Here is a 17,039-nt window from a genome sequence, read left to right as displayed (position 1 = left end):
CCTGCGTGAATGACTATGGTGCTTAGATGGGGCAGGGTGGGATGGGTTTCAATGGTAGACGAAGGCAGCAGGCAGGGCTTTCATCTTTGGTTGGCTGTACCGGCCTCTTCGCGGGCAAGCCTGCCCCCACAGATACGGTGCCTGCCTTGAGGGCAGCACAGAACCTGTGGGAGCGGGCTTGCCCGCGAATGCGATAGTGATGTCACCACCGCAACTGGAGGTTACTCCGCGAGTTTGTAAGCAATGATGTAGTCGCCCATTTTGGTACCCAGCGAGCCATGGCCGCCAGCGGTCACCAGCACGTACTGCTTGCCATCCTTGCCGGTGTAGCTCATCGGCGTGGCTTGGCCACCTGCCGGCAGGCGGGCTTTCCACAGTTCCTTGCCGTTGTTCACGTCATAGGCGCGCAGGTACTGGTCCAGGGTGCCGCTGAGGAAGCCGACGCCACCAGCGGTCACGATCGAGCCGCCCATGCTCGGCACGCCAACCGGCAGGCCGATCGGGACCGGGGTGCTGTCGCGGGTGGTACCGTTCTTGTGCTTCCACACCACCTTGTTGGTGAACAGGTCGATGGCGGCAACGTAACCCCAGGCTGGAGCCTGGCACGGTACACCCAGTGGTGACATGAACGGGTGCATGGTCACGGCGTACGGTGCGCCGGTATTCGGCTGCACGCCGCTGGTCTCGCTTTCGCGTTTGCTGCCTTCGGCAACCTGCTCACGCGGGACCATCTTCGATACGAAGGCCATGTAGTTGGGCGAGGTGAACAGCAGCTGGCGCACCGGGTCAACCGACACGCTGCCCCAGTTGAATACGCCGACGTTGCCTGGGTAGACCAGCGAGCCCTGCTCGGACGGCGGGGTGTACTGGCCTTCGTAGCGCAGCTCGCGGAACTGGATGCGGCACAGCATCTGGTCGAACGGCGTGGCGCCCCACATGGCCTGTTCGGTCAGCTCAGGGCCAAGCAGGTTGAGGTCGGAGCGGGCCTGGGTCGGCGAGGTGTGGTCGCCCTTCACCGCGCCTTGCGGGGTAGGGATTTCGCGAATCGGTACGATCGGCGTGCCGTCGCGGCGGTCGAGCACATACAGGCTGCCTTGCTTGGTCGGCACGATGATCGCCGGTTTCACGCCATCGTCGGTCTTCAGGTGCACCAGGGTCGGCTGGCTGCCGACGTCCATGTCCCACAAGTCATGGTGGGTGAACTGGTAGTTCCAGCGGGCCTTGCCGGTGGCCAGGTCAAGCGCGACCACGCCGGCGCTGTACTTCTCTGCGCCTGGTGTGCGGTCGGCGCCCCACTGGTCCGGGGTCTGGTTGCCCAGCGGCAGGTAGATCATGCCAAGGTCTTCATCGACGCTGGCGATCGACCACATGTTGGCCGAGTTGCGGCTGTACAGCTTGCCCGGGGCCAATGGCTTGGTGTCGTCCGGGTTGTTGCTGTCCCAGTTCCATACCAGGTGGCCATCGTGCACGTCATAGGCACGGATCACGCCGGACGGCTCGTTGGTCGACTCGTTGTCGGTCACGTGGCCGCCGATGATCACCAGGTCACGGGTGACTGCAGCAGGCGAGGTGGAGTAGTAGCCGCCGGCGGTGAACGGGCCGATGCCGGTGGTGAGGTCGATCACGCCCTGGTTGGCGAAGCCTTCGCACACCTTGCCGTTGTCGGCGTTGATGGCGATCAGGCGGGCATCTGCGGTAGGCAGGTAGAGGCGGCGCGGGCAGGCCTGGGCCACGGCTTGGCCTGCGTCAGTGATTTTCGGTGCCGGGCTGCCGTCGCGGCTGACGTAGCGGTTTTCGTCATAGTACGAAACGCCACGGCAGGTCATGTGGGCAAAGCCCTTGAAGGTGCCGACCGGGCTTTTGACCTGAGGGTCGTAGCGCCAGATTTCCGCACCCGTGTCCGGGTCCAGGGCCAGCAGGCGGCTGTGCGCGGTGCAGGCATAGAGCATGCCGTTGACCTTCAACGGGGTGTTCTGGTTGGTCAGCTCCACCGGGTCGTTTTCGGTCGGCAAGTCACCGGTACGAATACGCCAGGCTTCTTCCAGGCGGTAGGCGTTTTGTGGGGTGATCTGGCGCAGCGGCGAGTAGCGGTCGCCATGTTCGGTACGGCCGTAGGCCTGCCATTCGCCGTCGGGCATGGCCGGGGCAGCACTGGCCATTTCACTGCTTTCGCGGCCCAGCTCGCCGAACACTTCACCGGGGTGGGTGAACTGGCTGGCGACCGCGCAAGCGCCGGATGCGACCACGGCAACGCTCAGCAGCGCGGTGTTGGCTTTGCTGGCCGGGCCGATCAGCGGGCGACGTGCCCATGGCAGCAGCAGCACCACGCCGATGGCGAACCAGATGGCCAGGCGTGGCACCAGTTGCCACCAGTCCAGGCCCACTTCGAGCAGGGCCCAGACGGTGCTGGCCAGCAGTACCAGGCCATACAGGCCCAGGGCGATACGGCGCTGAGCCAGCAGCAGGATGCCCGACAGGGCAAAACCGATACCGGCGATCAGGTAGTAAAGCGATCCACCCAGCTGGCTCAGCTTGATGCCGCCGGCCAGCAGGGCCAGGCCCATCAGCAACAGCAGCGCGCCCATCAGGCGCGGTAGCCAGCGGCTTCCATTGTTGGCACTTTCAGTGCTCATCGTAGGTTCTCCGTCAGGTCAAAAAGGGGTTAGAAACTGCTCTGGATCTTCAGGCCGCCGACCAGGGCGCCATCAACCTGCGATACCCCGCCCGGGTGGCGGATGTACTGCAGGTTGGGGCGAACCGTGAGCCAGTCGGCCAAATGAATGCCGTAGTACAGCTCGGCGCTGTATTCGGTGTCCTGCACGGGCAGGAAGCCGGGGTTGTCGTAGTCGTCGACGCCGGCGGCCTGGTTGGCCAGGCGGGCGTTCTTGCGGTAGGCAGGGTTGACGTGCACGCGGGCCAGGGCGAAACCGATGTCGTCCTTGGCGCGGGCGTCGAAAGGCCCTTTGTATACCAGTCCTGCCTGCACATAGTTGTCGATGGCATTGGTCTTCTTGTCGTGCACCGTGGCGTTGGCGAACAAGCTCAGGCCACGTGACTGGTCTGACGCCAGCGAGGTCACCTGTTGCTGGGCGCCGAGCCACATCCCGTGCTTGCTCGAGCTGCTGCGGTAGGCGGCGCCGCTGAGGGCTGCCGGCTGACCGTTGCTGTCCTTGAGAACATCTTGTGCCTTGGCATTACTGTAGTAGTAGCCGGCGCGATATTCCCCTTTCAGGCCTTGGATACGTGGGGCCCATACCAGTTCGACTGGCATTACCGCGCCTTGGGTGCCGCTGCCGCTGAGCTTGAAGCCGTTGCCGGATTCAAGGTTGGAAGGGTTCTGCTCGAAGATGCCGACCTGCGCGTAAAGCTCGGGGGTAAGGTTGTAGCGCACGCGCAGGGCCCACTGGCTGACCGGCCAGTTGTACCAGATGCCGCCCACCCAGTTGCCCACCTGCGAGCCGCAGAAGGCCAAGTTCTGGAAGTCACAGGGGAAGCTGTTGAAGTCCTCGCCTTCGCCGAAGCGGCCGAATTTCACGTCCAGCGCGCCGTCGAAGTACTTCTGCTTGATCCACATCTGGGTCAGGCGCCAGGTTTCGCCACGGCCCCAGACTTCCTGGGCCGAGGTGAAGCCGCCGACGCGTGGGTCGTTGATGCGGTCGTTGCTGATGTTGTCGCCGTGGCGTTCGGTGATGGTCAGCTGGAACTCGGTGTCATGCCAGCCCAGGATCTTTTCCAGGTCGAGGTGGCTGCCAAAGGTGAACTGGTCGCTGTAGCGCGCCGTGCGGTCGTGGTCGTAGCCGCCGTGCAGGTTGCTGCCCATCTCGCCGGTGTAGCCGAGGGTGAAGTCGTAGCCTTTTTCCAGCAATTCGCTGCGGGTGCCGCCCCAGTCGCCGAGCATCCAGGGGGAGTCGTTGGCGAACATTTCGCTGGCGCTGGCGTGGGTCGCCAAGGCACTGAGGGCAAGGCCGATGTAACAGGGTTTGGGCAGTTGAAACATGAGATAGCGCTATCTTTTGATTATTGAAAAAACGGCAAGCGCATCAAAGGGCGGGCCCTTCAATGGATATGGCGACAAGAGGGTTTCGATGAAGCGTTTCAGCTTGGGGCGAGGAGGATATAGGGGAAGCTGTAAGAAAAAAAGACAAAATGTCGCAGGGCATTATTGTTTGTCTGGTAACAATGGCCTGTAGGGGGCGCAAAGCGCCCCCGCGATTTCAGAAGGTAGTACGCAGGCCGACTTCCACACTGCGCCCGGGGGCCGGGGCAATATCGCGCAGAATAGAGCTGGCATAACGCACAGTCTGGTCGGTCAGGTTTTCACCGCGCACAAACGCCAGCCACTGGCTCTGGCCAACCTCGAAGCGGTATCCAACGCTTGCCCCCAGTGTGGTGTAGCCCTCGGTGCTGGTTTCGTTGGCCGGCTTGCGGTGTTGCGATGCCGCGTGTTGCACATCGACCCGTGCCTGCCAGCGGTCCAGTTCCCAGACCAGCCCGCTGTTCAGGCGCAGCGGGGCGATGCGTGGCAGCGGCTCGCCACTGTCGAGGTTCTTGGCTCGGGTGTAGTCGCCGGAGAGTTCCAGCGCGAAGCTGCCGTAACGGTTCTCGGCCAGTTGCCAGCGGTCCTGGGCTTCGATGCCATAGAAGCGCGCACGCACACCCTGGTACTGGTACTCCGGGAAGCCATCGTGGTCATGATCGTGGTCGTGGTCATCCTCGTCGTGGTCGTGGTCATGCCCACCTTCGCGGGTGTTGCCGGTGCCGATCAATCCGATGTAGTTGCGGAAGTGGCTGTAGAACACCCCGAAACTGCCCTTGTGCGTGCCATTGTCGAAGCGTAGTGCCAAGTCGGCAGAAATGGCCTTTTCCTTGTTCAGGCTGGCATCGCCGACTTCAAAGGCGCCAGTGGCCACATGTGCGCCATTGGCATACAGCTCGTAGAACGTCGGAGCGCGTTCGGTGTAGCCGAGGTTGGCGGCCAGCGACCAGATCGGGTCAAGCTGGTACACCGCACCTGACGACAGGCTAAAGGCGTTGAAGCTGCTCGCGCTGTCGGCATCGACGAAGTTTTCGTTGCCTTTGGCGTCGGGGTCTACCCGGGTATGCTCCATGCGTGCACCCAGGCTCAGGTTCAGGCGCTCGGTGGCCTGCCACTGTTCGAGCATGAACAGCGCCAGGCTGTCGGTATCGGTGTGCGGTACAAAGGCTTCTTCGCCCAGGGCAGAGAACTCGTTGCGGCTGACCTGGGCGCCAATCACCCCTTCCACCGGCCCGAGCGGTTGGTGGCGGGCTTCGATGCGCGCTTCGTAGCCTTTGTTCTTGAAGGTGGTGTGCACCTCGCCTTCTTCAATCTCCCTGTGTTTGTAGTCGGTGTAGCCGGCATCGACCTTGACCGAGCTGAACAGGCCGTCGAGGTCGCGTAGTTCGGAGGCGAAGGCGTAGTGGTCCTGCTTCATGTCCAGGCGCACGCCAGATTCGGCCACCGAGCCGTAGTTGCTGTCATAGCCGCTGTAGGACAGGCCAGCATAGCCGTGATCCCAATGGTACGCGCCACCGACCGCACCGCCATCCTGGCGACCGTCGCTGTTTTCCAGGCGGTGCTTGCTGCCGGGCTCGTCAGCGTCACGTACCTTGGAGCTGCGGGCGTAGCCGGGGATGCGCAGGTCGTTGAACTGGCGACTGTTGGCATCCAGGTGCAGGGCAAAGGCACCGTTACCGGCCTCCAGCTTGCCGGCGCTGCTGCGGGTGGTGTCGGCGCCGCCGTAGCGCAGCTCACCGGCACCGTGAATGCCCTCGATGGGCGCATCCGGGATGCGGTTGTCGAAGGTGTTGACCACACCGCCGATGGCGTTACCGCCGTACAGCAGGGCGGCAGGGCCACGGACGATCTCGACGCGGTCGACGGTGACCGGGTCCAGCGGTACGGCATGGTCGTAGGACAGCGACGAGGCATCCAGCGCGCCGACGCCATTGCGCAGGATACGAATGCGGTCGCCGTCCAGGCCACGAATCACCGGGCGGCTGGCACCCGGTCCGAACCAGGTGGAGGCGACACCAGGCTGTTTGTTCAGGGTTTCACCGAGGCTGCCGTGCTGTTGCTGCAACAGGTTGTCGCCTTCAAGCACGGTGCTGGGAGCGGCCAGCTGGCGATTGCCCAGCGGGTTGGCGGTGATGACCTGGGGTTCGAGTTCCACGGCCTGGCTGGGCGATGCCGCCAGCCAGAGCGCGACGGCAAGTGGGGAGAGGCGAAGCGGTGTGTACAGCATGGGGATGGGGCGTTCCTTGGCAGAGGCTTTTGTAATGTTACAACATAACATATCTATTTCAGCACAGAGGTTTTGCCCATTGCCAGCGGTTTTTCTGTCGAGTCGACTGATCCCACCCACCACTACACTCGTGTAAGGTGCGCATCTTTCCTACGGAGCACAGCATGAGCACGGCCCAACACAACGCGCTACACGGCAAGACCCTTGAGCAGATCCTTACCGAGCTGGTGGCGCACTACCAATGGCAGGGCCTGGCCGAACGCATCGATGTGCGCTGCTTCAAGAGCAACCCGACCATCAAGTCGAGCCTGACCTTCTTGCGCAAGACACCGTGGGCGCGGGAAAAGGTCGAGCAGCTGTATGTGAAAATGCAGCGACAGGCCTGACATGCCACAGCGTCCTTGGCTGACCGGTATGGCTGTACTGGGCTGGTTCGGTCTGACTGTGCAGGTGTACCTGGTGCTGGTGGCGCGTTGGCAGGAACAGGCCAGCCTGATTGGCGGCCTGATCAACGTGTTCGGGTACTTCACCGTGCTGAGCAATACCTTGGTGGCGACGGTGCTCAGTTATGCGGCGTTTGGGCGGGAAGGGCGTGCCAAGTGTTTTTTCCTGTCTCCTTCGGTGAGTTCCGCGATCGCTGCCAGTATCGTGCTGGTGGCACTGGCCTACAGCGTGCTGCTGCGCCACTTGTGGCAACCGCAGGGTTGGCAGTGGCTGGCGGATGAACTGCTGCACGACGTGATGCCCGTGCTGTATGCCTTGTATTGGTGGTGCGAGGTGCGCAAGGGCACGTTGCGGCTATGGCACCTGGCGGTCTGGGCGATATACCCGGTGGTGTACTTTGCCTATGCGCTGTGGCGGGGGAGCGAGATTGGCGTGTATGCCTACCCGTTCATCGATGTGGCGAGCCTTGGGTATGGGCAGGTGATGCTCAATGCCTTGGGGGTGCTGGCGGGGTTCTGGGGGATTGGTCTTGTTTTGCTGGGGCTGGATCTGTGGCGCGGGAAGCATAAGTTTGCTTAGCCTGTCCCGGCCTCTTCGCGGGCTTGCCCGCGAAGAGGCCGGGCCTGGAAACGACAGTTTATTCGTCGTCCGCAGTCCCGTCGGCACGCCAGTAGGCCGCAGCCTTCAGCGCATCTTCCGGCACGCCTTTCTCCAGCAGCAGCGCCTTGGCCTGGCGGGTCAGGCCTTTTTCCAGCGCCACCCAGCCATACAACCGGCCTTGCGGCAAGGTCAGGTTCTTCACCAGTGCCAGCAAATCTTCCTGCTGGCGGCGCACCCAGATCACTTCAACTTGAGCCTTGCTCGGCAGTGGCTGGCGCTCCTGCTCATCTTCGATCTGGATCACCGCCAGCACCTGGCGGCCCGCTGGCAACTCTTCCAGCCGACGGCCAATTGCCGGAATGGCCGTTTCGTCACCAATCAGCAAATAGCTGTCGAACATGTCCGGCACCACCATCGACGCCCGTGGCCCGGCGATATCCAGCGTGTGCCCCGGCGCGGCCTGCGCAGCCCAGGTGGAGGCAGGGCCGTCACCGTGCAATACAAAGTCGATATCCAGCTCATTGGCCACCAGGTCGATACGCCGTGGTGTGTACTCGCGCATGGTGGGCCGTGCACCACCGTCACGCCCCAGATTACGGGCCTCGATAGCCTGATGTTGTTCTGGCGTTTCGGCGAACAGCAGCTTGATATGGTCGTCGCTGCCCACGCTGGTGAAGCCTTGCAGCTCGGTACCTCCCAGGGTGATGCGGCGCATGCGTGGGGTAAGGTCGGTGACCCGCAGTACCTGCAGGCGGCGTTGGCGGATCTCATGGTTGACGCGGTGGATGGTGTCACTCATGGGGAGTCTCCCAGACAGGTTCGGCCGGCCCGGAGGCAATGGCCTTGGCGGTATGGTTGAGCAGGTCGCGAACCCGTTCGATTTCTTCCGGTGTCCAGCGGCCGCTGTGCATGTGCAGTGCGTGGCGCAGGTTGCCGACCGCTTCGTGAATTTCTGGCGGGCGGTCATGGCCGCGCAGGGCGCGTTTGCTGACTTCGATGCGCATACGCATGCCGTCCAGAGCGACAGCTTGCTCGGCCAGCGCATGGCGGCCGGCATCAGTGATGGCATAGAGGCGTTTGCTGCCCTGTATCTGGCCGCTGATCAGCTCGGCTTCTTCAAGGAAGTTCAGCGTGGGGTAGATCACCCCGGGGCTTGGGCTGTAGCTGCCGTCGAACAGCTTTTCGATCTGTCGGATCAGGTCGTAACCGTGGCCGGGCTGTTCGGCCAGCAAGTCGAGCATCAATAGCTTGAGGTCACCGGGGGCGAAGACGCGTGGGCCGCGCTCGCCACGGCCGGGGCGCCGTTCGAAGGGATCATGAGGGGTGTGTTCGCGCATGGGGACAGGGCTCCGTCGTTTGCGATATATCGTAAGATATTACTCAAGATATATCTAAACACAAGCCCGTTAATGCAGATGATTATCATCTATTTATTCGATACGTCCCCTACTGCTGGTGTGTGCACGGCAACCTGTGGCGGCTTGCACTCGTTTGGATTGCCCGGCTGCAGGTACGGCATGAGGATCGGGGCCATGCCCTTGAGCACCTGCACGGGCAGCGCCGAGGTGAATTTGAACGCCTCTGCCGAGCGCCCCGGGACGAAGGCGGTGAGGGTGCCGAAGTGGTTGTCGCCCAGGAAGAACACGAAGGTGGCGGTACGGTTCAGCGAGCGCGAGCCAATCAACCGACCGCCGGCGCCGAAGCTTTCGATGCGGTTGTCACCGGTACCGGTCTTGCCACCCATCACCAATGGTGTGCCGTCCTGCAGCTTGAAGCTGCCGGAAATACGCCGCGCAGTACCTGCGTCTACCACTTGCGACATGGCGCCTTTCAGGGCACGCGCGACTTCGACCGGCAGAATCCGCACGCCCCGGTCAGGGTCGGTGATCAGCTTGGTTTCGTAAGGTGTGTTGGCTGCAAAGTGCAGGGTATCGATACGCAAGGTTGGCAGGCGAACGCCGTCGTTCTGGATGATACCGACCAGTTCGGAAAGGGCAGCAGGGCGGTCGCCCGAGCTGCCGATGGCAGTGGCCAGCGAAGGCACCAGATGGTCGAATGGATAGCCCACACGCTTCCAGCGCTGGTGGATGTCGAGGAAGGCTTCGATCTCGACCATGGTGCGGATGCGGCTATCGCGGGCGCCTTGGTGGCGACTCTTGAACAACCAGCCGTATACCTCCTGGCGCTCGAAGCGGCTGGCGTTGACCATCTCGGTCAGGGTCGAGCTGGGGTTCTTCAGCAAGTACCCGAGCAGCCACAGGTCGAGCGGGTGGACCTTGGCGATGTAGCCTTGATCAGGCAGGTCGTACTTGCCTGGGCCGTAGGCATCGTACATTTCCGACAGGCGACCGTCGGTCAGCTTGCCCAAGGCAATCTTGTCGCCCTTGAGATGGGCACGGACGAAAGCATTGAAGGTTTCCTGGCCGGCTTCGGGGAACAGGTAGCGGTGCACCGCTGCCAGCCGCTGCGGCGTCACGCGCATGCTGTCGAGGAAGGTGTCCAGGCGCTGCTGCGAGGTCTTGCGTTGGTATTTCTTCCAGAAGCGCATCAGGTAATTGGTGCCTTCCTTGTCGGCGAAGCGGGCCAGGTATTCCTGGCGGCGCGGGTCGGCGTCGTCCTTTAGCAGCGGCACGCGGTTGTACGGCTGCTGGTAGGTCACGTAGCGCACCAGGTCGCGCATCAGGCGGATGAACGGCAGGTTGATCGATTCGCGCAGGGCATCCTTGAGCGTCGGGTTGCGGTTGTTGTCTTCCTTGCGGAAGTTGTTGAACACATGCATGCCGCCGCCGGTGAAGAAGGCTTCACCGGTGTTGGCGGAATACTTGCGCTCCAGCGCCGCATCGAGCATGGCATCCAGGCTCTGGTTCTTGCTGTTTTGTGCAAGCCACTCCAGCGACCACTGGGTAATGCGGTCGAGTTCGGCGACTTCGACCTTTTTCAACTCGGCGGCGGGTTTGCCCGCGTACTTGTCGTGCAGCTGCGCGATGATTTCCAGGTAGGTGGTCAGTACCCGCAGCTTGGCGGTCGAGCCCAGCTCCAGCTTGCTGCCTTCGTTGATGTCGAAAGGCTGGTTGGTGCTATCGGTCTGCACACGCACCCGTGAGCCGTCGCCGGTGCGCTCGAACAGGGTAAAGCTGTAGCTCACCTGGTCGGTGGTCTTGCTGGTCAGCAGGCGCTCGCCGATCAGGCCGATCTGCGCCGCGAATTCGGGGTCGGCAAGGTTCTTCAGGTACTGGCTCACTTGCAACTGCAAATCCGCCTGCAAGGTGCTGGTGGCCGACAGGTCGAGGCGGTCGAGGTCGTACAAAGGGCGGTTGAGCATGGCGGCCAGGCGGTTGCGTGCCAGGCTGATGCCCTTGTTGGTCACAATCGGCACGATGGTCGGCTGCGCAACCCAGTCGCGGTACACCGCCTTGCTGGCCAGCGCGGCGTCGGCCAAGGGCTGCTCGATCACCTTGTTGGCGGCCAGCACGCGGATGTGCGAATCGGTCAGTTCTGCCAGCTCGACGCGGCCCTTGGACAGGTAATGCGAGGGGCGGCGCTGGGCAATCATCAGTGACAGTACCTGGCGCAGGGCCAGGCCGCGTGCGGCCATGCTCTCGGGGTCGCTGGCCGTGGAAGTCAGGGCCTGGTTGACCTGGTCGAAGTCGGCGCCGTACCACACCCGCAGGCCTTCGGCCATGCCATGCACTTCGCCATGCCCCGGTACAGCCGAGAGAGGCACGCTGTTGAGGTAGTCACGCACGATACGCTGACGAGCCTCAGTCGTGTCAGGGCCACCTTGGTAGGCGCGTACGCTGGCAGAAATCATCTGGCGGATTTTCTCGGCCCCCGAGACAGTCAGGCCGTCTGGGGAGTGACGGTATTTTTCCAGCTGCGTGGCCAAGGTACTGCCGCCAGCGGACTGGCCGGGCAAGGCCAGGTACTTGGCCACCTGGCTGTAGGCTGCCTTGGCAAAGCGTGGCCAGTCCACGGCCGGGTTGTTGCGCGGGTCCTGGGTGTCGAGCAGGTCGCGGTTCTCGATGAACAGCAGGCTGTTGACCATCACCGGCGGGATCGCTGCAAAATCAGGGTACAGGTGCTGCGGGTAGTTGTACTGGTACAGGGTGTCGCCACGGCAGTCGGTGATCGACAGGCCGGCCTGGATTTTCTCGATGTAAGGCACGAACAGCCCGTGTTCGACGTAGTTCATCAACGCTGGCGAGAACTTCACCTGCTCGCTGATCAGGTAGTCGCGCTTGAGCAGGCGTGGCAAGAACTCGCCCATCGCGCTGTAGCCCAGGCGTTTGTCGAACGGCCCTTCACCCGGGTACACGATGGCATCGCTGGGGCCTGGCTGCAGCGAATAGGTCAGCGTGCCGGCCAGTTTGCTGAATTCTCGCGATTGCAGCTCGGACGTGCGGAATTCGTCATACGCCGCAAAGCCGATGGCAACCAGCGCCACCAGCAGAATAAGGATGATCAGCCGCCACCATAGCCGACGCTGACGGGGTGACTTGGGTTGTGGCGTCTCGGCCGGAGGTATCTCGGGTGCTTCCGTTCTGGTTGGTTCCGATTGCCACAGTGCGCCCATAGTCTTCTATCCGGCCAGGTATTTTCGTCTTGCTTGTCTGAAGCTTAGACGTTGAGCGGGTGAGGTGAAAAATTTGTAGGAAGGGAAGAAAGGCGAGGTAGGGCTATGCGGCTTTGGTGTGGGTTTCTTCGTACCGGGATGTTGCTATGGTGCTCGGGCGATCGTGATAAGTGTGACGCGATCCCGGGGTTCTCGCCAAATTTCTGCACATATACAGTGAAAACCCCTACAACGCTCTTCCTATACTGCTCGCCCCCTTCGACCTGCCGGGCGCTCTATTCCGGCATACGGGCCGGCCCACAAGGCCAGTCTGGCAAGCCAACGCCACGCCTATCGGCATGGCCGGTGCTGCACGAAGGTCAAATCCAATAACAAAATGAGGTTGTATTGCTATGCCAGTCGGCAACCACCCTGCCCACGGCCCTGCCACTGAAGGCGGCCCGCTCAAGCGTGAACTGGGCGAACGGCACATCCGTCTGATGGCGCTGGGCGCCTGTATCGGTGTCGGTCTTTTCCTGGGTTCGGCCAAGGCCATCGAAATGGCCGGCCCTGCGATCATGCTGTCCTACATCATCGGCGGCCTGGCCATCCTTGTGATCATGCGCGCCCTTGGTGAAATGGCCGTGCACAACCCTGTCGCCGGCTCCTTCAGCCGCTATGCCCAGGACTACCTCGGCCCTCTGGCGGGCTTCCTCACCGGTTGGAACTACTGGTTCCTGTGGCTGGTGACCTGCGTTGCCGAAATTACCGCAGTGGCCATCTACATGGGCATCTGGTTCCCCGACGTACCGCGCTGGATCTGGGCCCTGGCGGCGCTGGGCAGCATGGGCGCGGTCAACCTGGTAGCGGTGAAGGCTTTCGGTGAATTCGAGTTCTGGTTCGCCCTGATCAAGATCGTCACCATCATCGCCATGGTCCTGGGCGGTATCGGCATCATCGCCTTTGGTTTTGGCAATGACGGTGTGGCTATGGGCATTTCCAACCTGTGGAGCAACGGTGGCTTCATGCCCAATGGCGTGACCGGCGTGCTGATGTCGCTGCAGATGGTGATGTTCGCTTACCTGGGCGTGGAAATGATCGGCCTGACCGCCGGTGAAGCACGCAACCCGCAAAAGACCATCCCGCAGGCCATCGGCTCGGTGTTCTGGCGCATCCTGCTGTTCTACGTGGGCGCGTTGTTCGTGATCCTGTCGATCTACCCGTGGAACGAAATCGGCAGCCAGGGCAGCCCGTTCGTGATGACCTTCGAGCGCCTCGGTATCAAGACTGCGGCCGGCATCATCAACTTCGTGGTCATCACAGCGGCACTGTCGTCGTGCAACGGCGGCATCTTCAGCACCGGGCGCATGCTCTACAGCCTGGCGCAGAACGGCCAGGCCCCGGCGGCCTTCGCCCGTACTTCGAAGAATGGGGTACCGCGCAATGCGCTGCTGCTGTCGATCGGCGCGCTGTTGCTGGGTGTACTGGCCAACTATCTGGTGCCGGAAAAGGTCTTTGTCTGGGTCACCTCGATCGCTACCTTCGGCGCGATCTGGACCTGGGTGATGATTCTGCTCGCACAGCTCAAGTTCCGCGCAGGCCTTACCACCGCCGAGCGCAAGGCACTGAAGTACCGTATGTGGCTGTGGCCGCTGAGCTCCTACCTGGCGCTGGCGTTCCTGGTGCTGGTGGTTGGCTTGATGGCGTACTTCGAGGATACCCGTGTGGCCCTGTACATCGGCCCGGCGTTCCTGGTGCTGTTGACGGTGTTGTATTACGCGTTCCGCCTGGCGCCGAAAGAAGCTCAAGGTGTAGCAAATACCGCGTCCTGATCTGAAATAGCCGGGGCTGCGCAGCAGCCCCGGGGCTCTCTCAGGCAGCTACTTCACTGTGCGGTTCAAAACTGTCCGCCCGGGCCAGTTGCCACATGCGCGAATAGAACTGCCCGTTCACCTCGCCCGTCAGCAGCTCTCCTGGCTTCAAGAACACATGCATCTGCGAGAACAGCTTGATCTCGGTGGCCGAGATGCGCCGCACCAGGTGCTTGGCCTCCAGCTGCGCAGGGTGCTCCAGGCCTGCCGCCGCGAGCATTTCAGCCAGGGCACGCAGGGTGTTGTGGTGGAAGTTCAATACCCGCTGGGCCTTGTCCGGCACCACCAGCGCACGCTGGCGTAGTGGGTCTTGTGTCGCCACGCCGGTCGGGCACTTGTTGGTGTGGCAGCTCTGCGACTGAATACAACCGATGGCGAACATGAAGCCGCGTGCCGAGTTTGCCCAGTCAGCGCCAATCGCCAGTACGCTGGCGATGTCGAAGGCGCTGACAATCTTGCCGCTGGCCCCGAGCTTGATCTTGTCGCGCAAGTTAAGGCCCACCAGGGTGTTGTGCACGAACAGCAACCCTTCGCGTAGCGGCACGCCGATATGGTCGGTGAATTCCACCGGCGCCGCGCCGGTGCCGCCTTCCTTGCCATCGACAACAATGAAGTCGGGCAGGATGCCGGTTTCCAGCATGGCTTTGGCAATGCCCATGAACTCCCAAGGGTGGCCAAGGCAGAATTTGAAACCGACGGGTTTGCCACCGGACAATTCACGCAGCTGTGCGATGAACTGCATCATCTCGATTGGCGTAGAGAAAGCGCTGTGGCGCGACGGCGAGATGCAGTCCTCACCCATCAGCACGCCACGGGTCTCGGCGATTTCCTGGGTGACCTTGTGTTTGGGCAGAATGCCGCCATGGCCGGGTTTGGCGCCCTGGCTCATCTTGATCTCGATCATGCGAACCTGCGGGCTGCGCGCCTGGGCGGCGAAGCGTTCGGGGTCGAAGCGCCCGTCTGGCGTGCGGCAACCGAAGTAGCCACTGCCCAGTTCCCAGACCAGGTCGCCACCGTGCTCGCGGTGGTAAGGACTGATGCTGCCCTCTCCGGTGTCATGGTGGAAATTACCCAGCTTGGCACCCTGGTTGAGGGCGCGGATGGCGTTGGCGCTGAGCGAGCCGAAGCTCATTGCCGAAATGTTGAAAATCGACGCCGAGTACGGCTGGCTGCACTGCGGCCCGCCGACAATGACGCGGAAGCTGGACGGGTCGGCCAGCGGCGCCGGGCGCATGGAGTGGCCGATGAACTCGAAGCCGGACTCGTACACATCGATCAGGGTGCCGAATGGCTTGTCCGAGGCTTCGTTCTTCGCCCGGGCATACACCAGCGAACGCTGGGCACGGGAGAACGGCAAGGCGTCGCTGTCCGATTCCAGCAGGTACTGGCGGATTTCCGGGCGAATGGCTTCGACCAGGTAGCGGATGTTGCCCAGGATCGGGTAGTTGCGGCGCACCGCATGGCGTTGCTGCAGCAGGTCGAATATGCCGATCAGGCTGAGGATGCCAGTGGTCAGGGTGAACGGCCACAGCCATTCGTGGTGGGTGAAAGGCAGGCTCGCCAGGGTGAACAGCACACAGGCGGCGAAGAAGGCGTAGCGACTGAGAAGTGACAGGCTCATACGGGGTCCTTGCGATGGCGCGGTCAGGCTCAGGGCCTGGGGGCAAACCCCGACCATAGCCAAGTTGCGGGGCGCTGCAAAATAAAATCGGGGTAGCGAAAACCATTCTCGAATCGAGGGTATGACCACAGCCGGAACACATGCCCTGTGGCAGCAGCTGTCTTCTTGTGTGCGCTGGCCTTGTCAGGCCAATGATCCCCATGGGATCCTCCCCGGCCATTATTTCCAGCGAGCCCTCCCATGGCCAACATCATCCGCATCGCCGCTGCCTTGCTGATCGACCCCCAGGGCCGTACCTTGCTGGTGCGCAAGCGTGGCACCGAGGCCTTCATGCAGCCAGGTGGCAAGATCGATGCCGGTGAATCACCGGTGCAGGCGCTGGTGCGTGAACTGCATGAAGAGCTGGGGCTGAACATCAACGCGGACCAGGCCGTGCACCTGGGCCGGTTCAGTGCCCCGGCCGCGAACGAACCAGGCTTCGAGGTGCAAGCCGAACTGTTCCGTGTCGACAGCGCCGCGCCGGTAACGCCGGCTGCGGAGATCGAAGAGGTGGTGTGGCTGGCTGCCGATCAGGCACCAGCCCTGCCGCTGGCGCCTTTGACCCGCGACCTGATACTGCCGCTGTACCGCCAGGCAGTCAGCGCACCGCGCTGACGCCGTCGAGCGTGGCGAACGAGGTATCTTTGGCGGTCAACAGGAAGTCGCGCATGTACGGCGCATCGAGCATGTCGGTGCGCACGGCAGCATATAGGGTGGCGAACAGGCCTTTTTCACCCAGGCGCTTGCCCTTTACATAGCCGCGCGAGCTGTATTCGTGCAGTGCCCAGTGCGGCATGCCGCAGACCCCACGGCCGCTGGCCACCAGTTGCATCATCATCACCGTCAGCTCCGACGTGCGCACGGCAGCCGGCTCGATGTCGGCCGGCTCCAGGAAGCGGGTGAAGATGTCCAGGCGGTCGCGCTCCACCGGGTAGGTGATCAGCGTCTGGTCGAGCAAGTCTTGCGGCACGATGTAGGGCTTGCTGGCCAGCGCGTGCTGGTTGGCCACGGCCAGCATCGCTTCGTACGTGAACAGCGGCACATACGTGATACCTGCCAGGTCCACCGGGTCGGAAGTCACCACCAGGTCCAGGTCGCCGCGTGCCAGTGCCGGCAGCGGGGCGAAGGCAAAGCCGGAGGCCAGGTCCAGCTCCACTTCCGGCCAAGCATCGCGGAACTGGTCGATGGTCGGCATCAGCCACTGGAAGCAGCTGTGGCATTCGATGGCCATGTGCAGGCGCCCGGCGGTGCCACCGGCCAGGCGCGCAATGTCGCGCTCGGCGCCGCGCAGCAGTGGCAGGGTGGCATCGGCCAGTTGCAGCAGGCGCAGCCCGGCACTGGTGAAGCGGATCGGCTTGGTCTTGCGCACGAACAGGGGCAGGCCCAGGCGCTCTTCCAGCTCCTTGAACTGATGCGACAGCGCCGACTGGGTCAGGTGCAGGCGCTCGGCGGCTTCCACCAAGCTGTCGGCTTCGCGCAGGGCATGAAGGGTTTTCAGGTGACGGATCTCCAGCACAGCTGACTCCGGTGTGTGGGATTGAAGAAGCAGGGAATGAGTTGAGTTTCTCTCATGTTGCCGTGCCTGTCGACTGGGCGTTCAGCCGCACCGCCTGGCGGGAGTCATGAAAATGTCACCGAACTGTGGCAGC

The 17,039-nt window shown here is 62.7% G+C and carries 12 protein-coding genes; 4 read left to right on the top strand and 8 right to left on the bottom strand.

Annotated features, from left to right (window positions below; genetic code table 11):
* Positions 1–221: 221 nt before the first annotated feature.
* The 3 genes from FHW75_RS16030 to FHW75_RS16020 form a co-directional block, all read right to left on the bottom strand.
* Positions 222–2,633: a glucose/quinate/shikimate family membrane-bound PQQ-dependent dehydrogenase gene (locus tag FHW75_RS16030; RefSeq protein ID WP_016713711.1), complete on the bottom strand. Its 2,412-nt coding sequence runs from the start codon at positions 2,631–2,633 to the stop codon at positions 222–224.
* A 29-nt stretch (positions 2,634–2,662) separates the two neighbouring features.
* The gene (locus FHW75_RS16025; protein ID WP_019097219.1) at positions 2,663–3,997 is read right to left on the bottom strand and encodes a carbohydrate porin; all 1,335 of its coding nucleotides are present in this window, start codon (positions 3,995–3,997) and stop codon (positions 2,663–2,665) included.
* Positions 3,998–4,214: 217 nt separating this feature from the next.
* Positions 4,215–6,263 (bottom strand): TonB-dependent receptor, encoded by a 2,049-nt coding sequence (locus FHW75_RS16020; RefSeq protein ID WP_019097218.1) that lies wholly within the window; start codon positions 6,261–6,263, stop codon positions 4,215–4,217.
* Positions 6,264–6,427: 164 nt separating this feature from the next.
* Between FHW75_RS16020 and FHW75_RS16015 the strand changes: the two genes are divergently transcribed.
* Positions 6,428–6,649: a VF530 family DNA-binding protein gene (locus tag FHW75_RS16015; RefSeq protein ID WP_016713714.1), complete on the top strand. Its 222-nt coding sequence runs from the start codon at positions 6,428–6,430 to the stop codon at positions 6,647–6,649.
* A gap of 1 nt (position 6,650) precedes the next feature.
* Positions 6,651–7,286 carry a Pr6Pr family membrane protein gene (locus FHW75_RS16010; RefSeq protein ID WP_025754582.1) on the top strand — a complete coding sequence of 212 codons (636 nt, stop codon included), beginning with the start codon at positions 6,651–6,653 and terminating at the stop codon, positions 7,284–7,286.
* Positions 7,287–7,344: 58 nt separating this feature from the next.
* On the opposite strand, the gene FHW75_RS16005 is transcribed toward FHW75_RS16010, so the two are convergent.
* From FHW75_RS16005 to FHW75_RS15995, 3 genes are all read right to left on the bottom strand, one after another.
* On the bottom strand, positions 7,345–8,106 hold the full coding sequence (locus tag FHW75_RS16005) for a siderophore-interacting protein (protein WP_027615413.1): 762 nt from the start codon (positions 8,104–8,106) through the stop codon (positions 7,345–7,347).
* Entirely contained in the window at positions 8,099–8,644 is a 546-nt protein-coding gene (locus FHW75_RS16000) for a PadR family transcriptional regulator (protein WP_183674075.1), read from the bottom strand. Before FHW75_RS16000 ends, FHW75_RS16005 begins: the two co-directional genes overlap by 8 nt.
* An 89-nt stretch (positions 8,645–8,733) precedes the next feature.
* Positions 8,734–11,880 carry a transglycosylase domain-containing protein gene (locus FHW75_RS15995; protein WP_019097215.1) on the bottom strand — a complete coding sequence of 1,049 codons (3,147 nt, stop codon included), beginning with the start codon at positions 11,878–11,880 and terminating at the stop codon, positions 8,734–8,736.
* Positions 11,881–12,272: 392 nt separating this feature from the next.
* Between FHW75_RS15995 and FHW75_RS15990 the strand changes: the two genes are divergently transcribed.
* Positions 12,273–13,691, top strand: coding sequence for an amino acid permease (locus FHW75_RS15990; protein ID WP_016713719.1), 1,419 nt, complete (start codon positions 12,273–12,275; stop codon positions 13,689–13,691).
* Positions 13,692–13,731: 40 nt separating this feature from the next.
* On the opposite strand, the gene FHW75_RS15985 is transcribed toward FHW75_RS15990, so the two are convergent.
* Entirely contained in the window at positions 13,732–15,351 is a 1,620-nt protein-coding gene (locus tag FHW75_RS15985; protein ID WP_019097214.1) for an FMN-binding glutamate synthase family protein, read from the bottom strand.
* 240 nt (positions 15,352–15,591) lie between these two features.
* Here FHW75_RS15985 and FHW75_RS15980 point away from each other — a divergent pair, with 240 nt between their 5' ends.
* Positions 15,592–16,005: an NUDIX domain-containing protein gene (locus tag FHW75_RS15980; protein WP_019097213.1), complete on the top strand. Its 414-nt coding sequence runs from the start codon at positions 15,592–15,594 to the stop codon at positions 16,003–16,005.
* Here FHW75_RS15980 and metR read toward each other — a convergent pair.
* A complete protein-coding gene (gene metR, locus FHW75_RS15975; RefSeq protein WP_019097212.1) occupies positions 15,989–16,906 on the bottom strand; it encodes a transcriptional regulator MetR in 918 nt (305 codons plus the stop codon). The two genes, FHW75_RS15980 and metR, sit on opposite strands and share 17 nt — an antisense overlap.
* Positions 16,907–17,039: the final 133 nt, after the last annotated feature.

The sequence above is a fragment of the Pseudomonas sp. OG7 genome (assembly GCF_014192825.1).
In the GTDB taxonomy this organism is placed as follows: Bacteria; Pseudomonadota; Gammaproteobacteria; order Pseudomonadales; family Pseudomonadaceae; genus Aquipseudomonas; species Aquipseudomonas monteilii.
Note: the sequence above shows the minus strand (reverse complement) of the source record. Positions and strands in the feature narration are given on the sequence as shown.

Bases quoted from the DNA above. Each gene is read 5' to 3' on its own strand.
- FHW75_RS15990 (WP_016713719.1), top strand. From the start codon at position 12,273: ATGCCAGTCGGCAACCACCCTGCCCACGGCCCTGCCACTGAAGGCGGC.
- FHW75_RS16005 (WP_027615413.1), bottom strand. From the start codon at position 8,106: ATGAGTGACACCATCCACCGCGTCAACCATGAGATCCGCCAACGCCGC.
- FHW75_RS15985 (WP_019097214.1), bottom strand. From the start codon at position 15,351: ATGAGCCTGTCACTTCTCAGTCGCTACGCCTTCTTCGCCGCCTGTGTG.
- FHW75_RS15980 (WP_019097213.1), top strand. From the start codon at position 15,592: ATGGCCAACATCATCCGCATCGCCGCTGCCTTGCTGATCGACCCCCAG.
- FHW75_RS16020 (WP_019097218.1), bottom strand. From the start codon at position 6,263: ATGCTGTACACACCGCTTCGCCTCTCCCCACTTGCCGTCGCGCTCTGG.
- FHW75_RS15995 (WP_019097215.1), bottom strand. From the start codon at position 11,880: ATGGGCGCACTGTGGCAATCGGAACCAACCAGAACGGAAGCACCCGAG.
- FHW75_RS16010 (WP_025754582.1), top strand. From the start codon at position 6,651: ATGCCACAGCGTCCTTGGCTGACCGGTATGGCTGTACTGGGCTGGTTC.
- FHW75_RS16015 (WP_016713714.1), top strand. From the start codon at position 6,428: ATGAGCACGGCCCAACACAACGCGCTACACGGCAAGACCCTTGAGCAG.
- FHW75_RS16000 (WP_183674075.1), bottom strand. From the start codon at position 8,644: ATGCGCGAACACACCCCTCATGATCCCTTCGAACGGCGCCCCGGCCGT.
- FHW75_RS16025 (WP_019097219.1), bottom strand. From the start codon at position 3,997: ATGTTTCAACTGCCCAAACCCTGTTACATCGGCCTTGCCCTCAGTGCC.
- FHW75_RS16030 (WP_016713711.1), bottom strand. From the start codon at position 2,633: ATGAGCACTGAAAGTGCCAACAATGGAAGCCGCTGGCTACCGCGCCTG.